This window comes from Herbaspirillum chlorophenolicum (assembly GCF_001189955.1).
Lineage (GTDB): Bacteria > Pseudomonadota > Gammaproteobacteria > Burkholderiales > Burkholderiaceae_D > Herbaspirillum > Herbaspirillum chlorophenolicum.
Window position 1 is genome coordinate 1 of sequence record NZ_LFLT01000023.1, and the last position, 19,375, is coordinate 19,375.

14 protein-coding genes and 1 pseudogene are annotated in these 19,375 nt (G+C 58.3%); 7 read left to right on the top strand and 8 right to left on the bottom strand.

What is annotated here, in order from left to right:
• The 6 genes and pseudogenes from AKL28_RS14580 to AKL28_RS14600 all read left to right on the top strand — a co-directional run.
• Positions 1 to 2,830 (top strand): DEAD/DEAH box helicase (locus AKL28_RS14580; protein WP_050468892.1); only part of this gene is annotated, 2,830 nt, incomplete at its 5' end.
• On the top strand, positions 2,827 to 3,537 hold the full coding sequence (locus AKL28_RS14585) for a DUF4391 domain-containing protein (RefSeq protein ID WP_050468893.1): 711 nt from the start codon (positions 2,827 to 2,829) through the stop codon (positions 3,535 to 3,537). The genes AKL28_RS14580 and AKL28_RS14585, both read left to right, overlap by 4 nt.
• 7 nt (positions 3,538 to 3,544) lie before the next feature.
• A pseudogene (locus tag AKL28_RS14590) lies at positions 3,545 to 3,850 on the top strand (AAA family ATPase); the annotation flags it as partial.
• Positions 3,851 to 3,941: 91 nt separating this feature from the next.
• On the top strand, positions 3,942 to 4,148 hold the full coding sequence (locus AKL28_RS25060; RefSeq protein WP_231602444.1) for a hypothetical protein: 207 nt from the start codon (positions 3,942 to 3,944) through the stop codon (positions 4,146 to 4,148).
• Between the two features lie 66 nt (positions 4,149 to 4,214).
• Positions 4,215 to 5,831 (top strand): site-specific DNA-methyltransferase, encoded by a 1,617-nt coding sequence (locus AKL28_RS14595; RefSeq protein WP_231602445.1) that lies wholly within the window; start codon positions 4,215 to 4,217, stop codon positions 5,829 to 5,831.
• A gap of 10 nt (positions 5,832 to 5,841) precedes the next feature.
• Positions 5,842 to 8,898 carry a type III restriction-modification system endonuclease gene (locus tag AKL28_RS14600; protein ID WP_050468895.1) on the top strand — a complete coding sequence of 1,019 codons (3,057 nt, stop codon included), beginning with the start codon at positions 5,842 to 5,844 and terminating at the stop codon, positions 8,896 to 8,898.
• A 197-nt stretch (positions 8,899 to 9,095) separates the two neighbouring features.
• On the opposite strand, the gene AKL28_RS25305 is transcribed toward AKL28_RS14600, so the two are convergent.
• The 8 genes from AKL28_RS25305 to AKL28_RS24500 form a co-directional block, all read right to left on the bottom strand.
• Positions 9,096 to 9,230, bottom strand: coding sequence for a hypothetical protein (locus tag AKL28_RS25305; RefSeq protein ID WP_269432192.1), 135 nt, complete (start codon positions 9,228 to 9,230; stop codon positions 9,096 to 9,098).
• Positions 9,231 to 9,438: 208 nt separating this feature from the next.
• The gene (locus tag AKL28_RS14605; protein WP_050468896.1) at positions 9,439 to 10,320 is read right to left on the bottom strand and encodes a carbohydrate ABC transporter permease; all 882 of its coding nucleotides are present in this window, start codon (positions 10,318 to 10,320) and stop codon (positions 9,439 to 9,441) included.
• Complete coding sequence (locus AKL28_RS14610; RefSeq protein ID WP_050468897.1) at positions 10,320 to 11,219, bottom strand: carbohydrate ABC transporter permease; 900 nt, start codon at positions 11,217 to 11,219, stop codon at positions 10,320 to 10,322. Before AKL28_RS14610 ends, AKL28_RS14605 begins: the two co-directional genes overlap by 1 nt.
• A 188-nt stretch (positions 11,220 to 11,407) precedes the next feature.
• A complete protein-coding gene (locus AKL28_RS14615) occupies positions 11,408 to 12,739 on the bottom strand; it encodes an ABC transporter substrate-binding protein (RefSeq protein ID WP_050468898.1) in 1,332 nt (443 codons plus the stop codon).
• Between the two features lie 178 nt (positions 12,740 to 12,917).
• Positions 12,918 to 14,003 (bottom strand): ABC transporter ATP-binding protein, encoded by a 1,086-nt coding sequence (locus tag AKL28_RS14620; protein WP_050468899.1) that lies wholly within the window; start codon positions 14,001 to 14,003, stop codon positions 12,918 to 12,920.
• Positions 14,004 to 14,264: 261 nt separating this feature from the next.
• Positions 14,265 to 15,233: a C-terminal binding protein gene (locus AKL28_RS14625; RefSeq protein WP_050468900.1), complete on the bottom strand. Its 969-nt coding sequence runs from the start codon at positions 15,231 to 15,233 to the stop codon at positions 14,265 to 14,267.
• 276 nt (positions 15,234 to 15,509) lie between these two features.
• Positions 15,510 to 17,240 carry an IlvD/Edd family dehydratase gene (locus AKL28_RS14630; RefSeq protein WP_050468901.1) on the bottom strand — a complete coding sequence of 577 codons (1,731 nt, stop codon included), beginning with the start codon at positions 17,238 to 17,240 and terminating at the stop codon, positions 15,510 to 15,512.
• A gap of 148 nt (positions 17,241 to 17,388) precedes the next feature.
• Complete coding sequence (locus AKL28_RS24500; protein WP_156226355.1) at positions 17,389 to 17,574, bottom strand: hypothetical protein; 186 nt, start codon at positions 17,572 to 17,574, stop codon at positions 17,389 to 17,391.
• Positions 17,575 to 18,210: 636 nt separating this feature from the next.
• Here AKL28_RS24500 and AKL28_RS14635 point away from each other — a divergent pair.
• The gene (locus AKL28_RS14635) at positions 18,211 to 19,272 is read left to right on the top strand and encodes an Ldh family oxidoreductase (RefSeq protein WP_050468902.1); all 1,062 of its coding nucleotides are present in this window, start codon (positions 18,211 to 18,213) and stop codon (positions 19,270 to 19,272) included.
• Positions 19,273 to 19,375: the final 103 nt, after the last annotated feature.

The window sequence follows — 19,375 nt, forward strand, 5'->3', positions numbered from 1 at the left end:
GGGGTATAGCCAGGGCAATGCCGTTTCCAATTTGGTTAACAAGGTCGAGGCCCCTTTTGCGAATACCTACCTCAGCCTGTTCGATCAAATCTGGAACGCCCCCGAAAAACTGGAGGATGTGACCGCTCAAATCTGTGAGCACATCGCGTCCGTCTATCAGGAAAATTCGCCCGAAAGTATCTACTTCCTGATGCTCTACAACATCTTCAACGAGTTTCTGGACGACATTGACGAAGACGTGTTGCCCAATGACCGCACCGGCTATCAGGACACCCTGATCTGGAATAAGCTATTCAACTACCAGAGGGATGCGGCAACCGGCATCATCAACAAGCTGGAAACCTATAACGGTTGCATCCTAGCAGACAGCGTCGGCTTGGGAAAGACCTTCACCGCGCTGGCCGTAGTGAAGTATTACGAGCTACGGAACAAGTCCGTCCTGGTGCTGTGCCCGAAGAAGCTGGCGGACAACTGGCTCAACTACAACCGTAATCTCAAGACCAACATCTTTGCTCGCGACCGTTTCGGCTATGACGTGCTGTGCCACACCGACCTGAGTCGCACCAGCGGCGAATCCTTTGGTACACCACTTAACCGCATCAACTGGGGCAACTACGACCTCGTCGTCATCGACGAGTCGCACAACTTCCGTAACAACGACGCCTTCAAGGATCGGGAGACCCGCTACCAGAAGCTGATGAATAAGGTCATCCGCGAAGGTGTGAAGACCAAGGTGCTGATGCTCTCGGCCACGCCAGTGAACAACCGCTTCACCGATTTGCGGAATCAGCTCGCGTTGGCCTATGAGGGAGATTCCGAGAGCCTCAGCAAGAAGCTGCGCACCAGCAAGTCGGTGGAGGAAGTCTTTCGCAACGCGCAGACTGCCTTCAATGCCTGGTCCAGGCTCTCACCAGAGGAGCGCACGCCTCGAGCAATCCTTGATGCACTGGACTTTGACTTCTTCGAGCTGCTGGATAGCGTCACCATCGCACGCTCGCGCAAGCATATCCAGACCTTCTACGACACCAAAGACATCGGCCATTTTCCCGAGCGTCGCAAGCCCTTGTCATTCCATTGCGCGCTGACCCCACGCTCGGACGTGATGGGCTTCAACGAGATTTTCGAGCACCTGTCTAGGCTCAAACTCGCTGTCTATGCCCCGATCAGCTACATCCTGCCGAGCCGGCTGAAGAAATACGAAGAGATGTACGACACGCAGGTTCCAGGTGGTGCTGGAAAATTCAAGCAAGTTGACCGCGAAAAGAGTTTGCAGGCGCTGATGACGACCAATCTGCTCAAACGTCTGGAAAGCTCCGTCCAGTCATTTCGTCTCACGCTGCAATCCCTGCAGGCCAATCACCAGAACACGTTGGTGAAGATTGCGGCTTTCAACCAGACCGGCAACGCTGCCAGCGTGGGCGATCTGACCGAAGTGCTGGAAAGCCTTGATGCAGAAGAAGATGATCCGTTTGAAGGGCTGGATGAGGGCGACGATGTCGGGGGTAAGGTAAAGATCAGCTTGTCCGATATGGACTTGCCGTCATGGGAGCACGACCTCAAGGTCGATCTCACCAACATAGACGCGCTGCTGGCTTCGATGGCGAAGATTACTCCCGCTGACGACGCCAAGCTTCAGCATCTTAAGGCACTTGTTTTGGGAAAGATCACCAATCCGATCAATCCTGGCAACAAGAAGGTGCTGATCTTCACCGCCTTTGCCGATACGGCGGACTATCTCTACGCTAATCTAGCGCCCGACCTGCTGGCTCACCAGCAACTGCATTCCGGCAAGGTTACAGGCAGCGACCGGCCCAAGTCCACGTTGCCCAAAGCATATGACTTCCAGGAACTGCTGACGCTGTTCTCGCCGCGCTCGAAGGAAAAAGTCATCGTGCTGCCCAACGAGCCGGCGGAAATCGACCTGCTCATCGGCACCGACTGCATTTCCGAGGGCCAGAACCTTCAGGATTGCGACTACCTCATCAACTACGACATCCACTGGAATCCTGTACGCATCATCCAGCGCTTCGGACGCGTGGATCGCATCGGTTCGCCCAATAGCAGCATTCAGTTGGTGAACTACTGGCCCGATATTTCGCTGGACGAATACATCAATCTCAAGGAGCGTGTCGAAAACCGGATGATGATCGTGGACGTCACCGCCACCGGCGACGACAACGTGATTTCCGCGCAGGCCAACGACATGGCGTACCGCAAGGAGCAACTGCGCCGCTTACAGGAAGAAGTCATCGAGTTGGAAGACCTGAAGACAGGCGTTTCCATCACTGACCTGGGCTTGAACGACTTCCGCATGGACTTGCTGGACTACGTCAAGACCCATGGCGAACTGCATAGGTCACCCAGCGGCCTGCATGCCGTCGTTCAGGCCAACTCTGATCTGGGCCTTGCGCCTGGTGTCATCTTTACCCTGCGCAATCGCAACTCGGGCGTGAACCCGCCCGCACACTTGCCTCAACACAACCGGCTGCACCCGTACTACCTGATCTACATCAGTCAGGAAGGCCAGGTGATCCACGACTATACCGAGGTCAAGCGCCTGCTCGATCTGACGCGTTCGTGCTGCAAGGGGCAAGCAGAACCGATTGTGGATGTCTGCCAACAGTTCAATAAAGCCACAGCGGACGGCCGCAATATGCAGCCGTACTCCGATCTGTTAAATCAGGCCATTCGATCGATGATCGAGGTAAAGGAAGAAAAAGACCTCGACAGCCTATTCACTGGTGGCAAGACCACGGCGCTTACGGGTATCATCTCCGGGCTGGACGACTTCGAACTGATTGCCTTTTTGGTGATACAGGAGGGCGGATGAGTCAAGTCAATCATACGTCGCGGCATTCAGCTCTTATTGGCTACCCCGTGCAGGCCGCCTTTGGGCGCACGTTGTCCAAGAGTAAAGTGTACGAACACAGCGGGGCCAATGCTCGATTGAAAGACCTGTTTGTCAAACAGGTGGAGCAGATTGTTTGGGCATACAAGTTGGCCCCAGAAACGCTGAATCTCCCCGCTCGGGCAGGCGTGCCCGAAATTCAGGTTTTCAGTCTCCAGCTCAAGACACCGGAATTGCATCGCGATGTGCTGCTTTGCATCGACGGAGCGATCTCGTTTCCCATCGTGTTTGAGCTGACCTATGAGGGTCGAATCAAGGTGGTCGCTGCCTACAAGCGACCCAATGAGACTGACGCCAGACGCTGGGTGCTTTCCGACTACTTTGCGACAGACTGGTTGCCTGCTGGCTGCGAACGTGTGGCCATGCCAGTGGCCTTGCACATGGGGGGGCTGTACGAGCAACTGTTGTCTCGTCTTATCCCATTGCAGGTGTGGCCGCAGGAGTCCTTGGCTGATTTGGTGCTCCGCGTAGAGCAGACCCAGATCAAGCAGCGTGAGTTGGACAAGATCACAGCTCGGCTGGCGAAGGAAAAACAGTTCAATCGCAAGGTTGAGATCAATGCCGAACTGCGGAAGCTGAAAACAGAGCTGGATGGACTCAAAAAACAGATGACAGGTTCAAGGAGTTGAAACCGAAATGAAGCTCCAATCTACCCGCATCAAGAACTTTCGCACGTTGAAAGACGTGACGATTCCCTTCGACTTCGTCACGACTTTCATCGGGCCGAACGGGGCAGGAAAGTCCACCGCGCTTCGCGCGCTCGACTGGTTCTTCAATGGCAAGTCTGGCTCTCTGACAGAGAAAGAATGCGCTCTACAAATCGGCGAAAACCTGCGGCTCGCGAATGATAAGACCGAGGATCTGACGATCAAGAAGTTGGCTCGGGGTAACCCAACGATGGCGGCGAAGTTTGCTGAACTAAAGAATCAGAGCGGCTCTGACGCAGCATGAACCGAGCCATTCCAATCATTGTTGCAATAAAACAGAAATTTACTCGCTATGCCAAAGCTGCAGAGCGAATCGAGAATTGAATATGGATAAATTGAAGATGCATTCCCCCAACCTGACAGAAGACAACATCGCCCGCATTCGCGAGATGTTTCCTGGTTGCGTGACGGAGGCTCGGGGCGAGGACGGCAACATGAAACTGGCGGTGGATTTTGACCAGCTTCGGCAGGAGCTGTCCGACGCTATTGTGGAAGGGCCACAGGAACGCTACCACCTGAACTGGCCCGGTTAGCTCGAGGCGCTGCTGGCGGTCAATGCGCCGATTGCCAAGACGTTGCGACCTTGCCGCGAAGAGAGCGTGGACTTCGATACGACGAAGAACTTGTTCATCGAAGGTGACAACCTGGATGCGTTGAAGCTATTGCAGGAGACGTATATGGGCAAGGTGAAAATGATCTATATCGATCCACCATACAACACGGGAAACGATTTCATCTATGAGGATGACTTTGCTGAGGGCACGGATGAATATCTGCGTCGTTCCAATCAGATGGATGAGGAAGGTAATCGGCTAGTCGCCAATACCGTGACTAATGGCCGCTTTCATTCGGACTGGCTTTCGATGCTTTACCCTCGTATCAAATTGGCGAGAACTCTACTATCCGACGATGGGGTGATCTTCATATCGGCGGACGACAACGAAATTGCAAATCTCATTCGAATTTGCGACGAGATTTTCGGCGAGACAAATTTTGTTGCTAATTTCATCTGGGAGAAGCGAACCAATAGGGAGAACCGGAAGGTCGTTTCATCGCGCCACGATTACGTTGTGTGCTACTCAAGGGAGCAGGAGCCGGGGGGGCGTGCTCTCAAACAACTTCCAATGTCTGCAAAGGCATTGGCGAATTACAAGAATCCAGATAACGACCCTCGTGGACTCTGGAAGTCAGACCCGGCGCATGCACAAGCTGGACATGGAACCAAGGAGCAGTTCTACATTTTGACGGCACCCAATGGGAAGAAGCATGAACTCGAAAGTGGACGCTGTTGGCTCTACACCGAGAAGGTGATGAAGAAGGAGATCGCTGACGGAAAGATTTGGTTTGGCAAGGATGGGAATGGTGTTCCTCGGATTAAAACGTACCTTGAAGCAAAGGAGAGAGGACTTACTCCAGAGAGCATTCTTTTTGCAGAAGAGGTTGGTACGAACGAGAGTGCGAAGAATCTTCTGAAAGAACTGTTTGCAGGGCGGTCTGTGTTTGACACTCCAAAGCCTGTTGGACTGATTCAGACTCTCATTCAACTTTCTTGCGATGAAGGTATCATTCTGGACTTCTTCGCCGGATCGAGTACGACGGCTGCAGCGACGTTGGAGTTGAATGCGGCGGATGGCCGTGATCGGCGCTTCATTCTGGTCCAACTCCCCGAGGTTGTGGAGGCTGAGAGTGAGGCTTACAAGGCTGGCTACAGGAGCATTGCCGCTGTCGGAATGGAGCGCATTCGCCTTGCGGGGAAACAAATATTAGCGTCTGAGCAGCACTCCAAATGGAGTAGGGATGTCGGCTTCCGCATCCTTAAGATAGATACATCGAACATGGTCGACGTTTATTACGCTCCCGACTCGCTGGACAAGGCCAATCTCGACTTGTTCGTGGACAACATCAAACCCGACCGCACGGCGGAAGACCTGCTATTCCAAGTGATGCTGGACTGGGGCATTGATCTTACCCTGTCCATCGAGAAGAAAACGATTCAGGGAAAGGAGGTTTTTTTCGTTAATACGCCACCTTATGATCTTGTTGCCTGCTTTGACGCTCATGGCGGCATCGATGAAACCTTCGTCAAGGAGCTGGCCACGCACAAGCCGCTGCGTGTGGTGTTCCGCGATGCCGGATTCAAGGACAGCGCGGTCAAGATTAATGTGGAACAGATCTTCAAGTTGCTTTCGCCCGTTACCGAAGTGAAGAGTATTTGAGGCCGATGCGATGAAATTGAAATTCAAGACACAGGCCTATCAGACCGTCGCCGTGCAGGCCGTGGTGGATTGCTTCAAGGGGCAGCCGTCCGTGTTTAGCGAGGCGATCAGCTACCGTATTGATCCCGGCAAGGCCAAGGCTGGGATGGACAGCCTGTTCTCTGAGGCCGGCTTCAAGAATGCCGACTTGGTGTTGTCGGATACGACCTTGCTCGACAACATCCAGCAGGTGCAGCGTCAGCAGAATCTGCCCATCTCCGATGCACTGGCAAAGACCAAGATCGCCCGTGTGAATCTGGACGTGGAGATGGAAACTGGCACGGGCAAGACCTATTGCTACATCAAGACCATCTTTGAACTGAACAAGCTGTACGGTTGGAGCAAGTTCATCATCGTGGTACCAAGCATTGCCATCCGCGAAGGCGTGGCCAAGTCGCTGGAAATCACGGCCGAGCATTTTCTGCAGAGCTACCAAAAGAAGGCCCGCTTTTTCATTTACAACTCCAAGCAGTTGCATCACCTGGAGAGTTTTTCCTCGGACGCTGGCATCAATGTGATGGTCATCAACGTGCAGGCATTCAATGCCGCCGGCAAAGACAACCGTCGCATCTACGAGGAGTTGGACGACTTCCAGTCGCGCAGGCCCATTGACGTCATCAGTGTCAACCGCCCAATCCTGATTCTGGATGAGCCACAGAAGATGGAAGGCGGCAAGACCTTGGATTCGCTGGTCAACTTCAAGCCGTTGATGGTGTTGCGCTATTCGGCCACCCATAAGACCATGCACAACAAGGTCCATCGTCTGGACGCGCTGGACGCCTATAACCAGAAACTGGTGAAGAAGATCGCCGTGCGCGGCATATCGGTGAAGGGCTTGGCGGGTGCGGCGGGTTACCTTTATCTGCAATCGATCGAAATTTCTAGCAAGAAGCCGCCCGAGGCGCGGGTGGAGTTTGAGCAGAAGCAGGCGGACAGAAAAATCAAACGCGTCGTTCGCAAGCTTGGCAAAGGAGCTAATCTTTTTGACCTCTCTAACGGGCTGGATCAGTACCGCGACGGCTTTGTCGTCTCCGACATCAATGCCAACACTGACACGCTAAGCTTCACCAACGGCATGGAGCTGACGGTGGGCGACGCCACGGGTGATGTGACCGAAACGGCACTGCGCCGCATCCAGGTTCGTGATGCAATCAAGGCTCACTTCGACAAGGAGCAGGCGCTGTTTCAGCAAGGTGTGAAGGTATTGACCCTGTTCTTCATCGATGAGGTGTCCAAGTACCGGGATTATTCCGTGTCCGATGAAAAGGGCGAGTACGCCCATGTTTTCGAGGAGGAATACAACCTGTATCTCAACGAGATGCTTGATCTGGACGAGACTGCCTACGTCAAGTACCTGAAGAGCATCCCGGTGGATAAAACCCACAGTGGCTACTTTTCCATTGACAAGAAGACCAAGCGGCTGGCCGACCCCACGGTTGCCGCGCGCGGCGAGAACGCCGGGCTTTCCGATGACGTGGATGCCTACGATTTGATCCTCAAGGACAAGGAGCGTTTGCTGTCACTGAACGAACCGGTGCGTTTCATCTTTTCGCACTCGGCGCTGCGCGAGGGCTGGGACAACCCGAATGTATTTGTCATTTGCGCACTCAAGCATAGCGACAACACCATTTCGCGACGGCAGGAAGTTGGACGTGGCCTGCGTCTATCGGTCAACCAGCAGGGCGATCGGATGGATCACCCCGCCATCGTTCACGACGTGAACGTGCTGACTGTAGTCGCCAGTGAAAGTTATAAGGATTTCGTTGCGGCGCTGCAAAAGGACATCAGCGATTCGTTGTCTGCGCGGCCGCGGCTGGCGAATGAGGAATACTTTTCTGGCAAGGTACTGCATACGGCCAGCGGTGACGTCCCGATTACGCCGCAGATGGCAAAACAAATCTATCGCTATCTGGTTAAGAACGACTACACCGATGACGCGGATCGGATTACTGAGGCCTATCACGAGGCCAAGAAAGCCGGAACCCTGGCTGACTTGCCTGAAGAATTGAAGCCACATGCAGAGCAGGTGTTCCAGCTTATCGACGGCGTGTTCAGCGCCAGCCAGTTGCCGGACATCGATGATGACCGTAAGCCGAAAAAAAATCCACTCAACTCTAACTTCGAGAAACAGGAGTTCAAGGCATTGTGGCAGCGCATCAACCGCAAGGCAGCCTACAGTGTCGAGTTCGATTCGGATGAACTTACGGCTAAGGCAGTGGCTGCGCTCAATGACAAGAACGATGGTTTGCGGGTAACTCCGCTGCAATACACCATTCAGGTGGGTGAGCAGACCGACCAGGTGACTGAGGATGCGCTCAAGCGAGGAGATGGGTTCAAGGTTTCCGAAACGGAAACCGAGTATCACAAGCAGTCGATCCACTCAGCAGTCAAGTATGATCTGATCGGCAAGCTGGCTGAAGGCACGCAACTCACGCGACGGACGGTGGTGGAAATCTTGAAGGGGATCAACGTCGCTGTTTTCGCCCAGTTCAAGACCAATCCGGAAAGCTTCATTGCCGAAGCTACGCGCCTTATCAATGAACAGAAAGCCACGGTCATCATCGAACATCTGGCCTACGATCCCGTGGAGGACAAGTTCGCCCTCGATATTTTCACGTCTGGCCAGACGAAGCAGGACTTCAGCAAGGCCGGTGATAAGCTCCAGCGGCATATCTATGACTATGTACTGACGGACTCAAAGGTAGAGCGGGAATTCGTGAAAGAGCTGGATACGGCCAATGAGGTCGTGGTCTACGCCAAACTACCCCGTGGATTTTTGATTCCCACTCCGGTAGGGGACTACAACCCCGATTGGGCCATCGCCTTCAAGGAAGGAAGCGTCAAGCACATCTACTTTGTCGCCGAAACCAAAGGCACCATGTCATCCATGGAGCTGCGCGAGATCGAAAAAAACAAGATCAAGTGTGCACGCAAGTTTTTTGACGAGATGAATCGGCGCTATGCGCCGGAGAACGTCAAATACGATGTAGTGGACAGCTTCGGTAAATTGATGGAAGTGGTGAAGTAGCGGATGCCAGGCTGTTTATCTTCTGAGATAGGCAGCCATAACTTACAGCCGGTCAGCCGAAGCACGATGAGGACGCACCAGGCGGTCTCGTATTCAGCCCGCTGTCCCAGAAGGGTAGATGTGAGATAGCGGCGCAACTGCCCCAGATTCGTCAGCGGTCCGATACCCTCCGCAGAGTGAAGCATGCGTAGAACTTGTCAGCTATTGTGTTCCAGCGGCGTGAGGCGGACGTCGAGCATGAGCGAGGTTGGCGTGGTGAACAGGGCATCTTTCCCCAGCAGGTTGTGGTGGTGGGGGATGGTCTGCCGGGGTACAACTGAGGAGACTTCCAACGATCCCCGTAAAGCTGGTAACGCGACTTTCCTGCGAACCCTGGTGTTCACAGGTCTTTCCCGAGCGATCAACGTTTAAACGTGTGATCACATCTTGAAGATACTGAACAACACTGGTCTTTCTCCGCACAATACCGGTCGCCCAAAACAAAACCCCACGTCCGCAAGGACGTGGGGTTTTGTTCGAGCGGGGGAAGAGAGACGAGCGCTATTCCTTCACAGCCCCCGTCATCCCCGACACGTAATACTCCACAAAGAACGAGTACACCACCGCCACCGGCAACGAGCCTAGCAGTGCACCCGCCATCAGCGCCCCCCAGTGGTAGACGTCGCCGTCAACCAGTTCGGTGACGATGCCCACCGGCACCGTCTTCACTTCCGAGGAAGAGATGAAGGTCAGCGCGTAGATGAACTCGTTCCATGACAGCGTGAAGGCGAAGATGCCTGCCGAGATCAGGCCCGGCACCGCCAGCGGCAGGATGATCTTGACCAGGATTTCCCAACGCGTGGCGCCGTCGATCAGCGCGCACTCTTCCAGCTCATAGGGGATCGAGCGGAAGTAACCCATCAGGAGCCACGTGCAGAACGGGATCAGGAAGGTCGGGTAGGTCAGGATCAGTGCCCAGCGGGTGTCGAACAGGCCCAGCTTGAACACGATCGCCGCCAGCGGGATGAACAGGATCGACGGCGGAATCAGGTAGGCCAGGAAGATGCCCAGGCCGACTTGCTTGGAGCCCTGGAAGCGCAGGCGTTCGATCGCATAAGCGGCGAACACGCTGGCCGCCAGCGAGGCGAAGGTCGATACCACCGACACGATCACGGTGTTGAGCAGCCAGGCCGGGTACTGGGTATCGAACAGCAGCTTCTTGAAGTGGGCTAGCGTCGGCGCGATCACCCAGAACGGATTGCCGCTTTGCGACAGCAGTTCCGCATCCGGCTTGAAGGCGGTGATCACCATCCAGTAGAACGGAAACAGCAGCACGAACAGGAAGATGATCAGCGGCAGGTAGATGGTTACCCAGCGACGCGGCGTGGATTGAAGGAAATCCATGCCCTGGGTTTCCATTTGGTCGTCTTTTTTCTTGGCCATTATTTGTCACCTCCTTGTTGCCAGCCGCGACGTTGCAGGCCGAAGTACGAGAACATGATGGCTGCCAGCAGGAACGGGATCATGTAGGTTGCCAGCGCAGCGCCTTCGCCCAGCGCGCCGCCCGGGATCGCACGCTGGAACGAGAGCGTGGCCATCAGGTGGGTTGCATTGAGCGGACCGCCTCGGGTCAGCACGTAGATCAGCTGGAAGTCGGTGAAGGTGAACAGCACCGAGAATGTCATCACCACCGCGATGATCGGGGTCAGGAGCGGCAGGGTGATGTAGCGGAACTGCTGCCACGGCTTGGCGCCGTCGATGGCCGCCGCTTCATACAGCGAGGGCGAGATGGTCTGCAGGCCTGCCAGCAGCGAGATCGCCACGAACGGAATGCCGCGCCAGACGTTGGCAAACACGGTCGACCAGCGCGCGTTCCAAGGATCGCCGAGGAAGTCGATGTAGTGGTCGATCAGGCCCATCTTGGTCAGGGCCCAGCTGATGACGGAGAACTGGGCGTCATACAGCCACCAGAAGGCCAGTGCCGAGAGGGCGGTGGGCACGATCCAGGGCAGCAGGACGATGGCGCGGAAGAAGGTCTTCAGCGGCACGTTCTTGTTGAGCAGGATCGCCAGCCACAGGCCCAGCCCGAACTTCAGGATGCTGGCGCTGATGGTGTAGAACAGCGTGTTGAACAGCGATAGCTGGGCCAGCGAATCACCGAACAGGTAGGTGTAGTTGTCCAGTCCGATGAAGCTGCCTTCGCCGCCGATCTTGGTGTCGGTGAAGCCGAGCCAGACGCCCAGCCCCAGCGGGTAGGTCAGGAACACCACCAGCAGGATCACGGCCGGGGCCATGAACAGCATGCCCAGTACGTTACGGTTATTCAGGAAACGGGATAGCATAATAAGCCTCGGTTGAGTCGCCGCACCGGATCGCTCCGGGCGGAAAATGCCTGTTTTTATTTCAATGCCATGGCGGCACTGGCGCCGTGCCGGCGAGCCCTGACAACTCGCCAATCAGACCCGGCGCCGATGCCGCCGGATCGGTGCGCGCCGGCCAATACCGGCGGCCGCGGTCCGGCCGCAAAACATCAAGCCTTATAGAAGCGCTTGGCGCGATCGGCCGCGCGGTCGATGGCCTGCTGGACGGTCTTGGAACCGCTGGCAGCTTCTGCCACCATATCCACCACCACATAGTCAGCCATGCAAGCCGCCGACGCCTGGCCCAGCGGACCTTCGTGGCCGTGATCCAGCATCAGCGATGCGGAGTCGCGGTACACGGTGGCCTTCGGGTCTTCGGTCCAGATCGGGTTCTTCTCGTAGGCCTTGAGCGGCTGGCTGACGTAGCCGATGGATGCCTTCATCCATGGGTTGTACTGGTCCGGCTCGAACATGAACTGGACGAAAGCCTTGGCCGCGTTCGGATACTTGGTGTGCTTGAAGATCATCATCTGGGTGATCTGCATCAGCTCGGTCGGCTTGCCGGCAGGGCCGATGGGGAAGTGCGCGTGCTGGGTATCCTTGGCGATCTCCTGCATCTTCGCTTCGGTCGAATTCTTGGCCGCGTAGTACACCGAGATGCCATTGGCGGTCATGCTGATCTGGCCATCCAGGTAAGCCTTGTTGTTGGACGGATCCTGCCACGACAGCGTGCCCGGAACGAAGGTCGCGTACAGCTGCTTGGCGTATTCCAGTGCAGCACGGGTCTCGGGAGAATTGATGGCGACCGCGCCCTTCTTGTCGACCAGCTTGCCGCCGTGCGACCACAGCAGCCAATGCGCCCAGTTGTTGGCATCGCCCACCGCCTTGCCCAGCGCGAATCCGACCGGGGTGTTCTTGGCCTTCAAGGCCTGGCACAGCTTCAGGAACCCGGCGGTGTCCTTGGGGATGGCGTCAAAACCGGCGGCCTTGATCTGGCTTTCGCGATAGACCAGCGCGTTGCCGATCACGCCCAGGGGCATGGCGATCCACTTGCCATCCTTGGTGCCGTACTTGCGGCAGACGTCGTACCAGCCGCCGTAGCGCTTGCCCAGCGACTCGGCCAGGTCGGTCATGTCGACCAGCTTGGTCGGGTATTGCTGCGGGTCGTCGAACCAGCCCAGCACGATGTCCGGACCGCTGCCCACGTTGGCGGCAACGGCGGCCTTGGGACGCACGTCTTCCCAGCCTTCGCTGTCGGTACGCACGGCGATGCCGGTCAGTTCGGTGAATTTCTTGACGTTGGCGTTCCACAGGTCTTCGTCGCCTTGTACGAAGCGTTTCCAGCGCAGGACGCGCAGGGTAGCGCCTTGTTCGATCGGGTACTTGATGCTGTCGGCCGCAGCCGCTCCTGCAGGTGCGGCGAAGGCGTTCATGCCCACGCTCGATGCGGCCGCGGCAGCGGCGCTGCTTACCAGGAAATCGCGTCTTGTCAGCTTGCTCATGTCTCCTACTCCTTCGGTTGAAATGGGAATGGACCGCTATGGTGCGGATTGTTGTTCTGATGCTGCCTTGCCGATTACTGATTGCTAAAGATTGATGCTGGTGTGCTGCTTTGCTTGGTTGCTGCGGTAATGCTCATACAATGCCGGCCACGATCGGGTGGCCGGCGTGGGAACGGTGTCAGCGCCGCGCCAGCGTCTGGCCCGATTCGGCGTCGAACAGGTGCGTGCGGGTATGGTCGGGCACCAGATGGATGGTGTCGCCGGCGCCGAAGCTGTGGCGTTCGCGGAAGATCGAAGTCAGGCTGGCGTCGCAGAAGCGGCTGTAGACCTCGGTGTCGGCGCCGGTCGGTTCGACCACGATGACCTTGGTGGCAATGCCGTCGCCGGCCGCGCCAATGGAGAGGTGCTCGGGACGTACGCCGTAGACCACGCGCTGGCCGTCGTTGCCTTGCAGCTGGCGGCCATAGGGCGCCGGCAGGCGGGTGCCGTCGGCGAATTCAACCTCGGCGCGGTCGGCCGACAGGCGCAGCGTACCGGGGATGAAGTTCATCGCCGGCGAGCCGATGAAGCCGGCCACGAACTGGTTGGATGGGTGGTCGTACAGTTCCAGCGGGCGTCCGCGCTGTTCCACCAGGCCGTCGCGCATCACGACGATCTGGTCGGCCATGGTCATCGCCTCGATCTGGTCGTGGGTGACGTAGACCGAGGTGGTTTTCAGGCGCTGGTGCAGTTCCTTGATCTCGGTGCGCATCTGCACGCGCAGCTTGGCATCGAGGTTGGACAGCGGTTCGTCGAACAGGAACACCTGCGGGTCGCGCACGATGGCGCGGCCCATCGCCACGCGCTGGCGCTGGCCGCCGGAGAGCTGGCGCGGATAGCGTTCGAGCAACTGGTTCAGGCCGAGGATGTCGGCGGCTTTCTTGACGCGCTCCTCGATGAAGGACTTGTCCTTCTTGGCCAGCGTCAGCGAGAACGCCATGTTGTCCCTGACTGTCATGTGCGGATAGAGCGCGTAGTTCTGGAACACCATGGCGATGTCGCGATCCTTGGGCTGCACGTTGTTGACTACCGTGCCGCCGATCAGGATTTCGCCGCCGCTGATTTCTTCCAGCCCTGCGAGCATGCGCAGCAGGGTGGACTTGCCGCAGCCGGAAGGGCCGACCAGGACGGCGAACTGACCGTCCTCGATATCGATGTCGACGCCACGGATGATCTGGGTGCTGCCGAACTGTTTCTTGACAGCGCGAATCTGTACTGATGCCATGCAATTGCTCCTCGTGTATATCCTCGTTTTCGGCGCTGCAGGCGTCCTTGCGGGAATGCCTGCGGCGACTTTTTTCTATTCGTGGGGATGCCGGCCGATATGCCATCTTGCCTGTGGCGGCATGCGGGGATCTGAGTCGTCCCCTTTACACTTTCATCGACGGCGCTGGATTGCCCCCGATGCTGCATCTGCCGGGCGGCTTGCGGCCGCCGGCGTTTTTGGCGATTCCCGCGCGCCTTGGCGCACGGGAGTTATCTCTTGCTATTTTTTATTGTCTTTTTTGCCTTCGACGACCACGTAGGATGGCCGTCCGGTGCGGTCCCAGTCGATCAGGTTCTGGGCTGCCTTGCGGCGCAGTTCGTGCGCGGCGACGTCGGAGTAGAACGCCGCGTGCGGCGACAATAGCACACGCTTGTGCTGTACGATAGCCGATGCCGTCGCAGGCGGTTCCACCGGCAGCACGTCCAGCGCGGCGCCCTTGAGCTTGTTCGAATCGAGCGCTGCCAGCAGGTCGTCGATGTCGACCAGGCCGCCGCGCGCGGAGTTGACCAGGTAGCTGTTCGGCTTGAGCAGGTTCAGCACCGAGGCATCGACCATGCCGCGCGTTTCGTCGTTCAGCGGGGTGTGCAGCGAGACCACATCGGCTTGTTTGTACAGCTCCTCGCGGCCCACGCGTTCCACGTAGGCGGGGAAGTCGCCGTCGATGATATGCGGGTCGTAAGCAATCACGCGCTTGAACACGTTGCGGCTGATATGCGCCATGCGCTTGCCGATGCGGCCCAGGCCGACGATGCCCAGCGTCATTTCGGATGCGCGCGGGATGATGCCGGCGGTGGTGTAGTGCCATTCGCCGGCCTTCACGGCACGGTCGTAGACGGTGATGTTGCGGATCAGGTCCAGCGCCATGGCCAGCGCATGCGTGGCGACTTCGCCCACGCCGTAGTCGGGCGAGTTGCCGACCCACACGCCATGCCTGGCGGCGTCTTCGGTGTTGATGGTGTCAAAGCCTGCGCCGTAGCGGCTGGCGATGCGGATTTCAGGGCGTGCTGCGAATACCTTGGCGTTGACCGGCGCATATTGCACCAGGAGGCCCTGGCATCCTTCGGATGCGGCGATGACTTCCTCCTCGGTGCGGCATTGCGCCGTCACCACTTCGACGCCGGCAGCCTTGTACAGCGCCAGCTCCAGGTCGACGTCGGGGAAATCGTAATCGGTGATCAGTACTTTCATTGCTTCGTCTCCATGATGGTTGTCTCGGTCCACCTGATGCAATTACTGCGTGGAATGGTGCGGCCGCCATTTGTGCTGTACCGCGCCTCCCTGTTACTGATGCTGCTTCCTTGTTGCTGCGTCGGCCTGTGGCTCTGTACGCAGCGGTCCGGATGTATTTCTATTTTTGTTTCTGGTGTTCCCGAGCCAACCGTTTATCCAAAGGGGGTTGATGTTCCGGGCGGCAGGTGGCGATTCTGAAGTCGGCTGCCTTGCCGCCCGGGTGTTGCCGATTGCTTAGTGGTTATCCTTGGGCACGTAGGCGCCGCTCTTGCCGACCAGGAAATCGAGATCGGCGCCGAGGTTGGCCTGCTGTACGTGATCCACGTACAGCTTGACCCAGCCGCGCGAGGCCGGCGCTTCAGGTTTCTGCCAGGCGGCGCGGCGGCGTTCCAGCTCTTCGTCCGACACGTCCAGGTGCAGCTTGCGCGCATCCACATCCAGTTCGATGAAGTCGCCGTTCTGCACCAGCGCCAGCGGGCCGCCGGCAGCGGCTTCGGGTGTGACGTGCAGGACCACGGTGCCATAGGCGGTACCACTCATGCGGGCGTCGGAGACGCGCACCATGTCGGTGATGCCCTTGCGCAGCACCTTCGGCGGCAGCGGCATGTTGCCGGCTTCGGCCATGCCCGGATAACCCTTGGGGCCGCAGTTCTTCAGCACCAGCACGCAGGTTTCATCCACATCCAGGTTCTCGTCGTCGATGCGCTTGTGCAGGTCGTCGCTGTTCTCGAACACCACGGCGCGGCCGCGGTGCTTCAGCAGGGCGGGAGTGGCGGCCGACGGCTTGATCACGGCGCCGTCCGGGGCCAGGTTGCCCTTGAGGATGGCGATGCCGGCAGCTTCCTTGAACGGCTTGTCGAAGGAACGGATCACTTCCTCGTTCCAGTTCGGCGCGTCCTTGCAGTTGTCCCACAGGGTGTTGCCGTTGGCGGTCAGCGCGGACTTGTCGATCACGCTTTCCAGTTGGCGGATCACCGCCGGCAGGCCGCCGGCGTAGTAGAAGTCTTCCATCAGGAATTTGCCCGATGGCTGCAGGTCCAGCAGGCAGGGCAGCTTCTGGCCGATGTCGTCCCAGTCCTTCAGGTCCAGCTTGATGCCGATGCGGCCGGCGATCGCCAGCAGGTGGATCACCGCGTTGGTGGAGCCGCCGATGGCGGCATTGACGCGGATCGCGTTTTCAAAAGCCTGGCGGGTCAGGATCTTGGACAAGACCAGGTCTTCCTTGACCATGTCCACGATGCGGCGGCCGGCATTGCGTGCCAGCACATTGCGGCGCGCATCGACTGCCGGAATGGCGGCGTTGTGCGGCAGGCCCACGCCCAGCGCCTCGACCATGCTGGCCATGGTGGAAGCCGTACCCATGGTCATGCAGTGGCCGTGCGAGCGGTGCATGCAGCTCTCGGCTTCGAAGAATTCTTCCTGCGTCATCTTGCCGCCGCGCACATCCTCCGACATTTGCCACACGCCGGTGCCCGAACCGATTTCACGGCCGCGGTATTTGCCGGACAACATCGGGCCGCCGGACACGCCGATGGTCGGCACGTCCACCGAGGCTGCGCCCATCAGGAGGGCAGGGGTGGTCTTGTCGCAGCCCATCAGCAGTACCACGCCATCCAGCGGATTGGCGCGGATCGACTCTTCCACGTCCATGCTGGCCAGGTTGCGGTACAGCATGGCGGTCGGGCGCAGCAGGGTCTCGCCCAGCGACATCACCGGGAATTCCAGCGGGAAGCCGCCGGCTTCCCAGATGCCGATCTTGACCTGTTCGGCCAGGGCGCGGAAGTGCGAGTTGCAGGGGGTGAGTTCGGAATAGGTGTTGCAGATGCCGATGACCGGACGGCCGTCGAACTGGTCGTGCGGGATGCCGCGGTTCTTGACCCAGGAGCGGTAGATGAAGCCGTCGCGGTCCTGGCGACCGAACCAGGCTTGGCTGCGGCGGGTGAGTTTCTTTGTAGTGTCAGTCATTTGGGATTCCCTCGATGACGGGCGTGTCGGCCGGTAAAACCGGACACTGCCTGTGCAACATCAAAATGCCGTGCGCGCATTGGCGCGATACGGTGCTGTTTCGTGGTTCCGGCGCAAGCGTGCATGCGCCGTCCTGCGGGTGCCAGGATTAACTGTCGCCCTGGTCAAAGAAATAGCGGGAAAAGTCGATCAGCAGGAAGGCCAGCAGGGAACCGAAAGAGGAGGCACGGTGCAGCGCGAGCCGGGCGCATGTAGTAGATGGCAATGCGGCCACGGCGGCATGGGTCCAGCTGCCGTGTGACTTGCCGTTCGCGCTCATTGCTGCGTATGCCAAGAGATGTCTCCGTTGCCTGTTGCTGCCTGCGGTATTGGATACTGCGGCGGCTGGGTCATGGTGTTGCCCGTTCCTGCATCTGCTGCCTTGTGCCCGTCTCCCCGACGTTGCAAATGGCCGCAGCATGCGACGTGACTTGTTCGATTGGCAGCGAGTCTATTGCAGCATTCTTTGTTTGGTCAAGTGGTAATACCAAATTGAAACGGCAATTTTGAAAGAAGGAGGGAGTTCGTATCCGGCGCTGTGCCGGTGCAGCATCGCAGGCTCGGTGCCATGGCTGCAGAAGGCAGGCTGGATAAGGCTTTGCAAGGCAAGATACGGCCTCGGAATTTGTTGCGGCGCGAGATGGATGAATTGTTTTGATGCACAGGATTCATCCTTGACACTCGCTATCGGATATGAAATTCTAATCCAATTGGTCTGACCACATTACCTGTCCGTATCGAATCATCGTACAGCAAAGTGCGGCGACAAGAAATAACCAAACAGACAAGACAAAAAGCGGCGAGGCACCGGACTTGCGCATCAGAGACGGAATCCGGAATTAATTCCCACGCAGGCAAAGCATGCAGAAGCATGGGCCGCGACCTGAATATTGTTTCTTTATTTCACCCAATGAAAGGATGGTTGTTTTCAATGGCTTCACCCGAACGTTTTTCCGCTGCCGAACTGACGCGCTTCGCCAGTGACCTGCTGCAAAAGGCCGGACTGGAAACACCCAAGGCCGATAGCGTCGCCGCGACGCTGGTTGATGGCGACTTGCTGGGCCACGATACCCACGGCCTGGCGCTGCTGGCGCCGTATGTGAAGGAGCTGGAAAAAGGCGCGATGGCCAAGAGCGGCCAGCCGGAAGTGCTGTCCGAACGCGCCGCCGCGCTGGCCTGGGATGGCCGCCGCCTGCCGGGGCCGTGGCTGGTGCACCAGGGCATCGACGCGCTGATCCCCAAGGCGCGCGACTATGGCAGTGCTTCGCTGACCATCCACCACAGCCACCACATTGCCTGCCTGGCGGCCTACCTGCTGCGCGCCACGCAGGAGGGCTTCATGATGATTCTGGCCAGCTCTGATCCCGCAGTGCAAAGCGTGGCGCCGTTCGGTGGCACGCGCGCGGTGTTCACGCCGAACCCGATTGCCGCCGGTATCCCGACCTCGGGCACGCCGTTCCTGATCGATATCTCGGCTTCGGTCACCACCAATGGCATGAGCAACCGGCTCCACAAGGCCGGCAAGCAATTCGAAGAGGAATGGCTGATCGACGGCCAGGGCAATCCCAGCCGCGACCCGGCCGTGCTGGCGGCCGATCCGCCAGGCACCATCCTGCCGCTGGGCGGCTTGTCGGCCGGGCACAAGGGTTTCGGCCTGGCGGTGCTGATCGAGGCGCTGACCGGCGGGCTGTCGGGCTTCGGCCGCGCCGATCCGCCGGCGGGCTGGGGTGCGACCGTGTTCATGTCGCTGTACGACCCGTCGGCTTTCGGCGGCAAGGATGATTTCCTGCGGCAGATGGATTTTGTTGCCGAGTCCTGCCGTAGCAACCCGCCGCGTCCCGGCGTGGAGCAGGTGCGCATGCCGGGCGACCGCGGCATGCAGCGGCGCGCGCTACAACTGAAAGAGGGCGTGGCACTGCACCCGACCATTGCGCCGATGTTGCGCGATGCGGCTGTGCCTTATGGCCTGTCGTTCCCATCGGCATTGAGCTGATGGAAAAACGGCCCGGTGTGGTGGAGACCTGCCGGGCCTGAGATACAATCCGGCGTCATAAAAGGAAGTCGCATGGGAAGCCATCTAGCTGTTGCATGCGGTT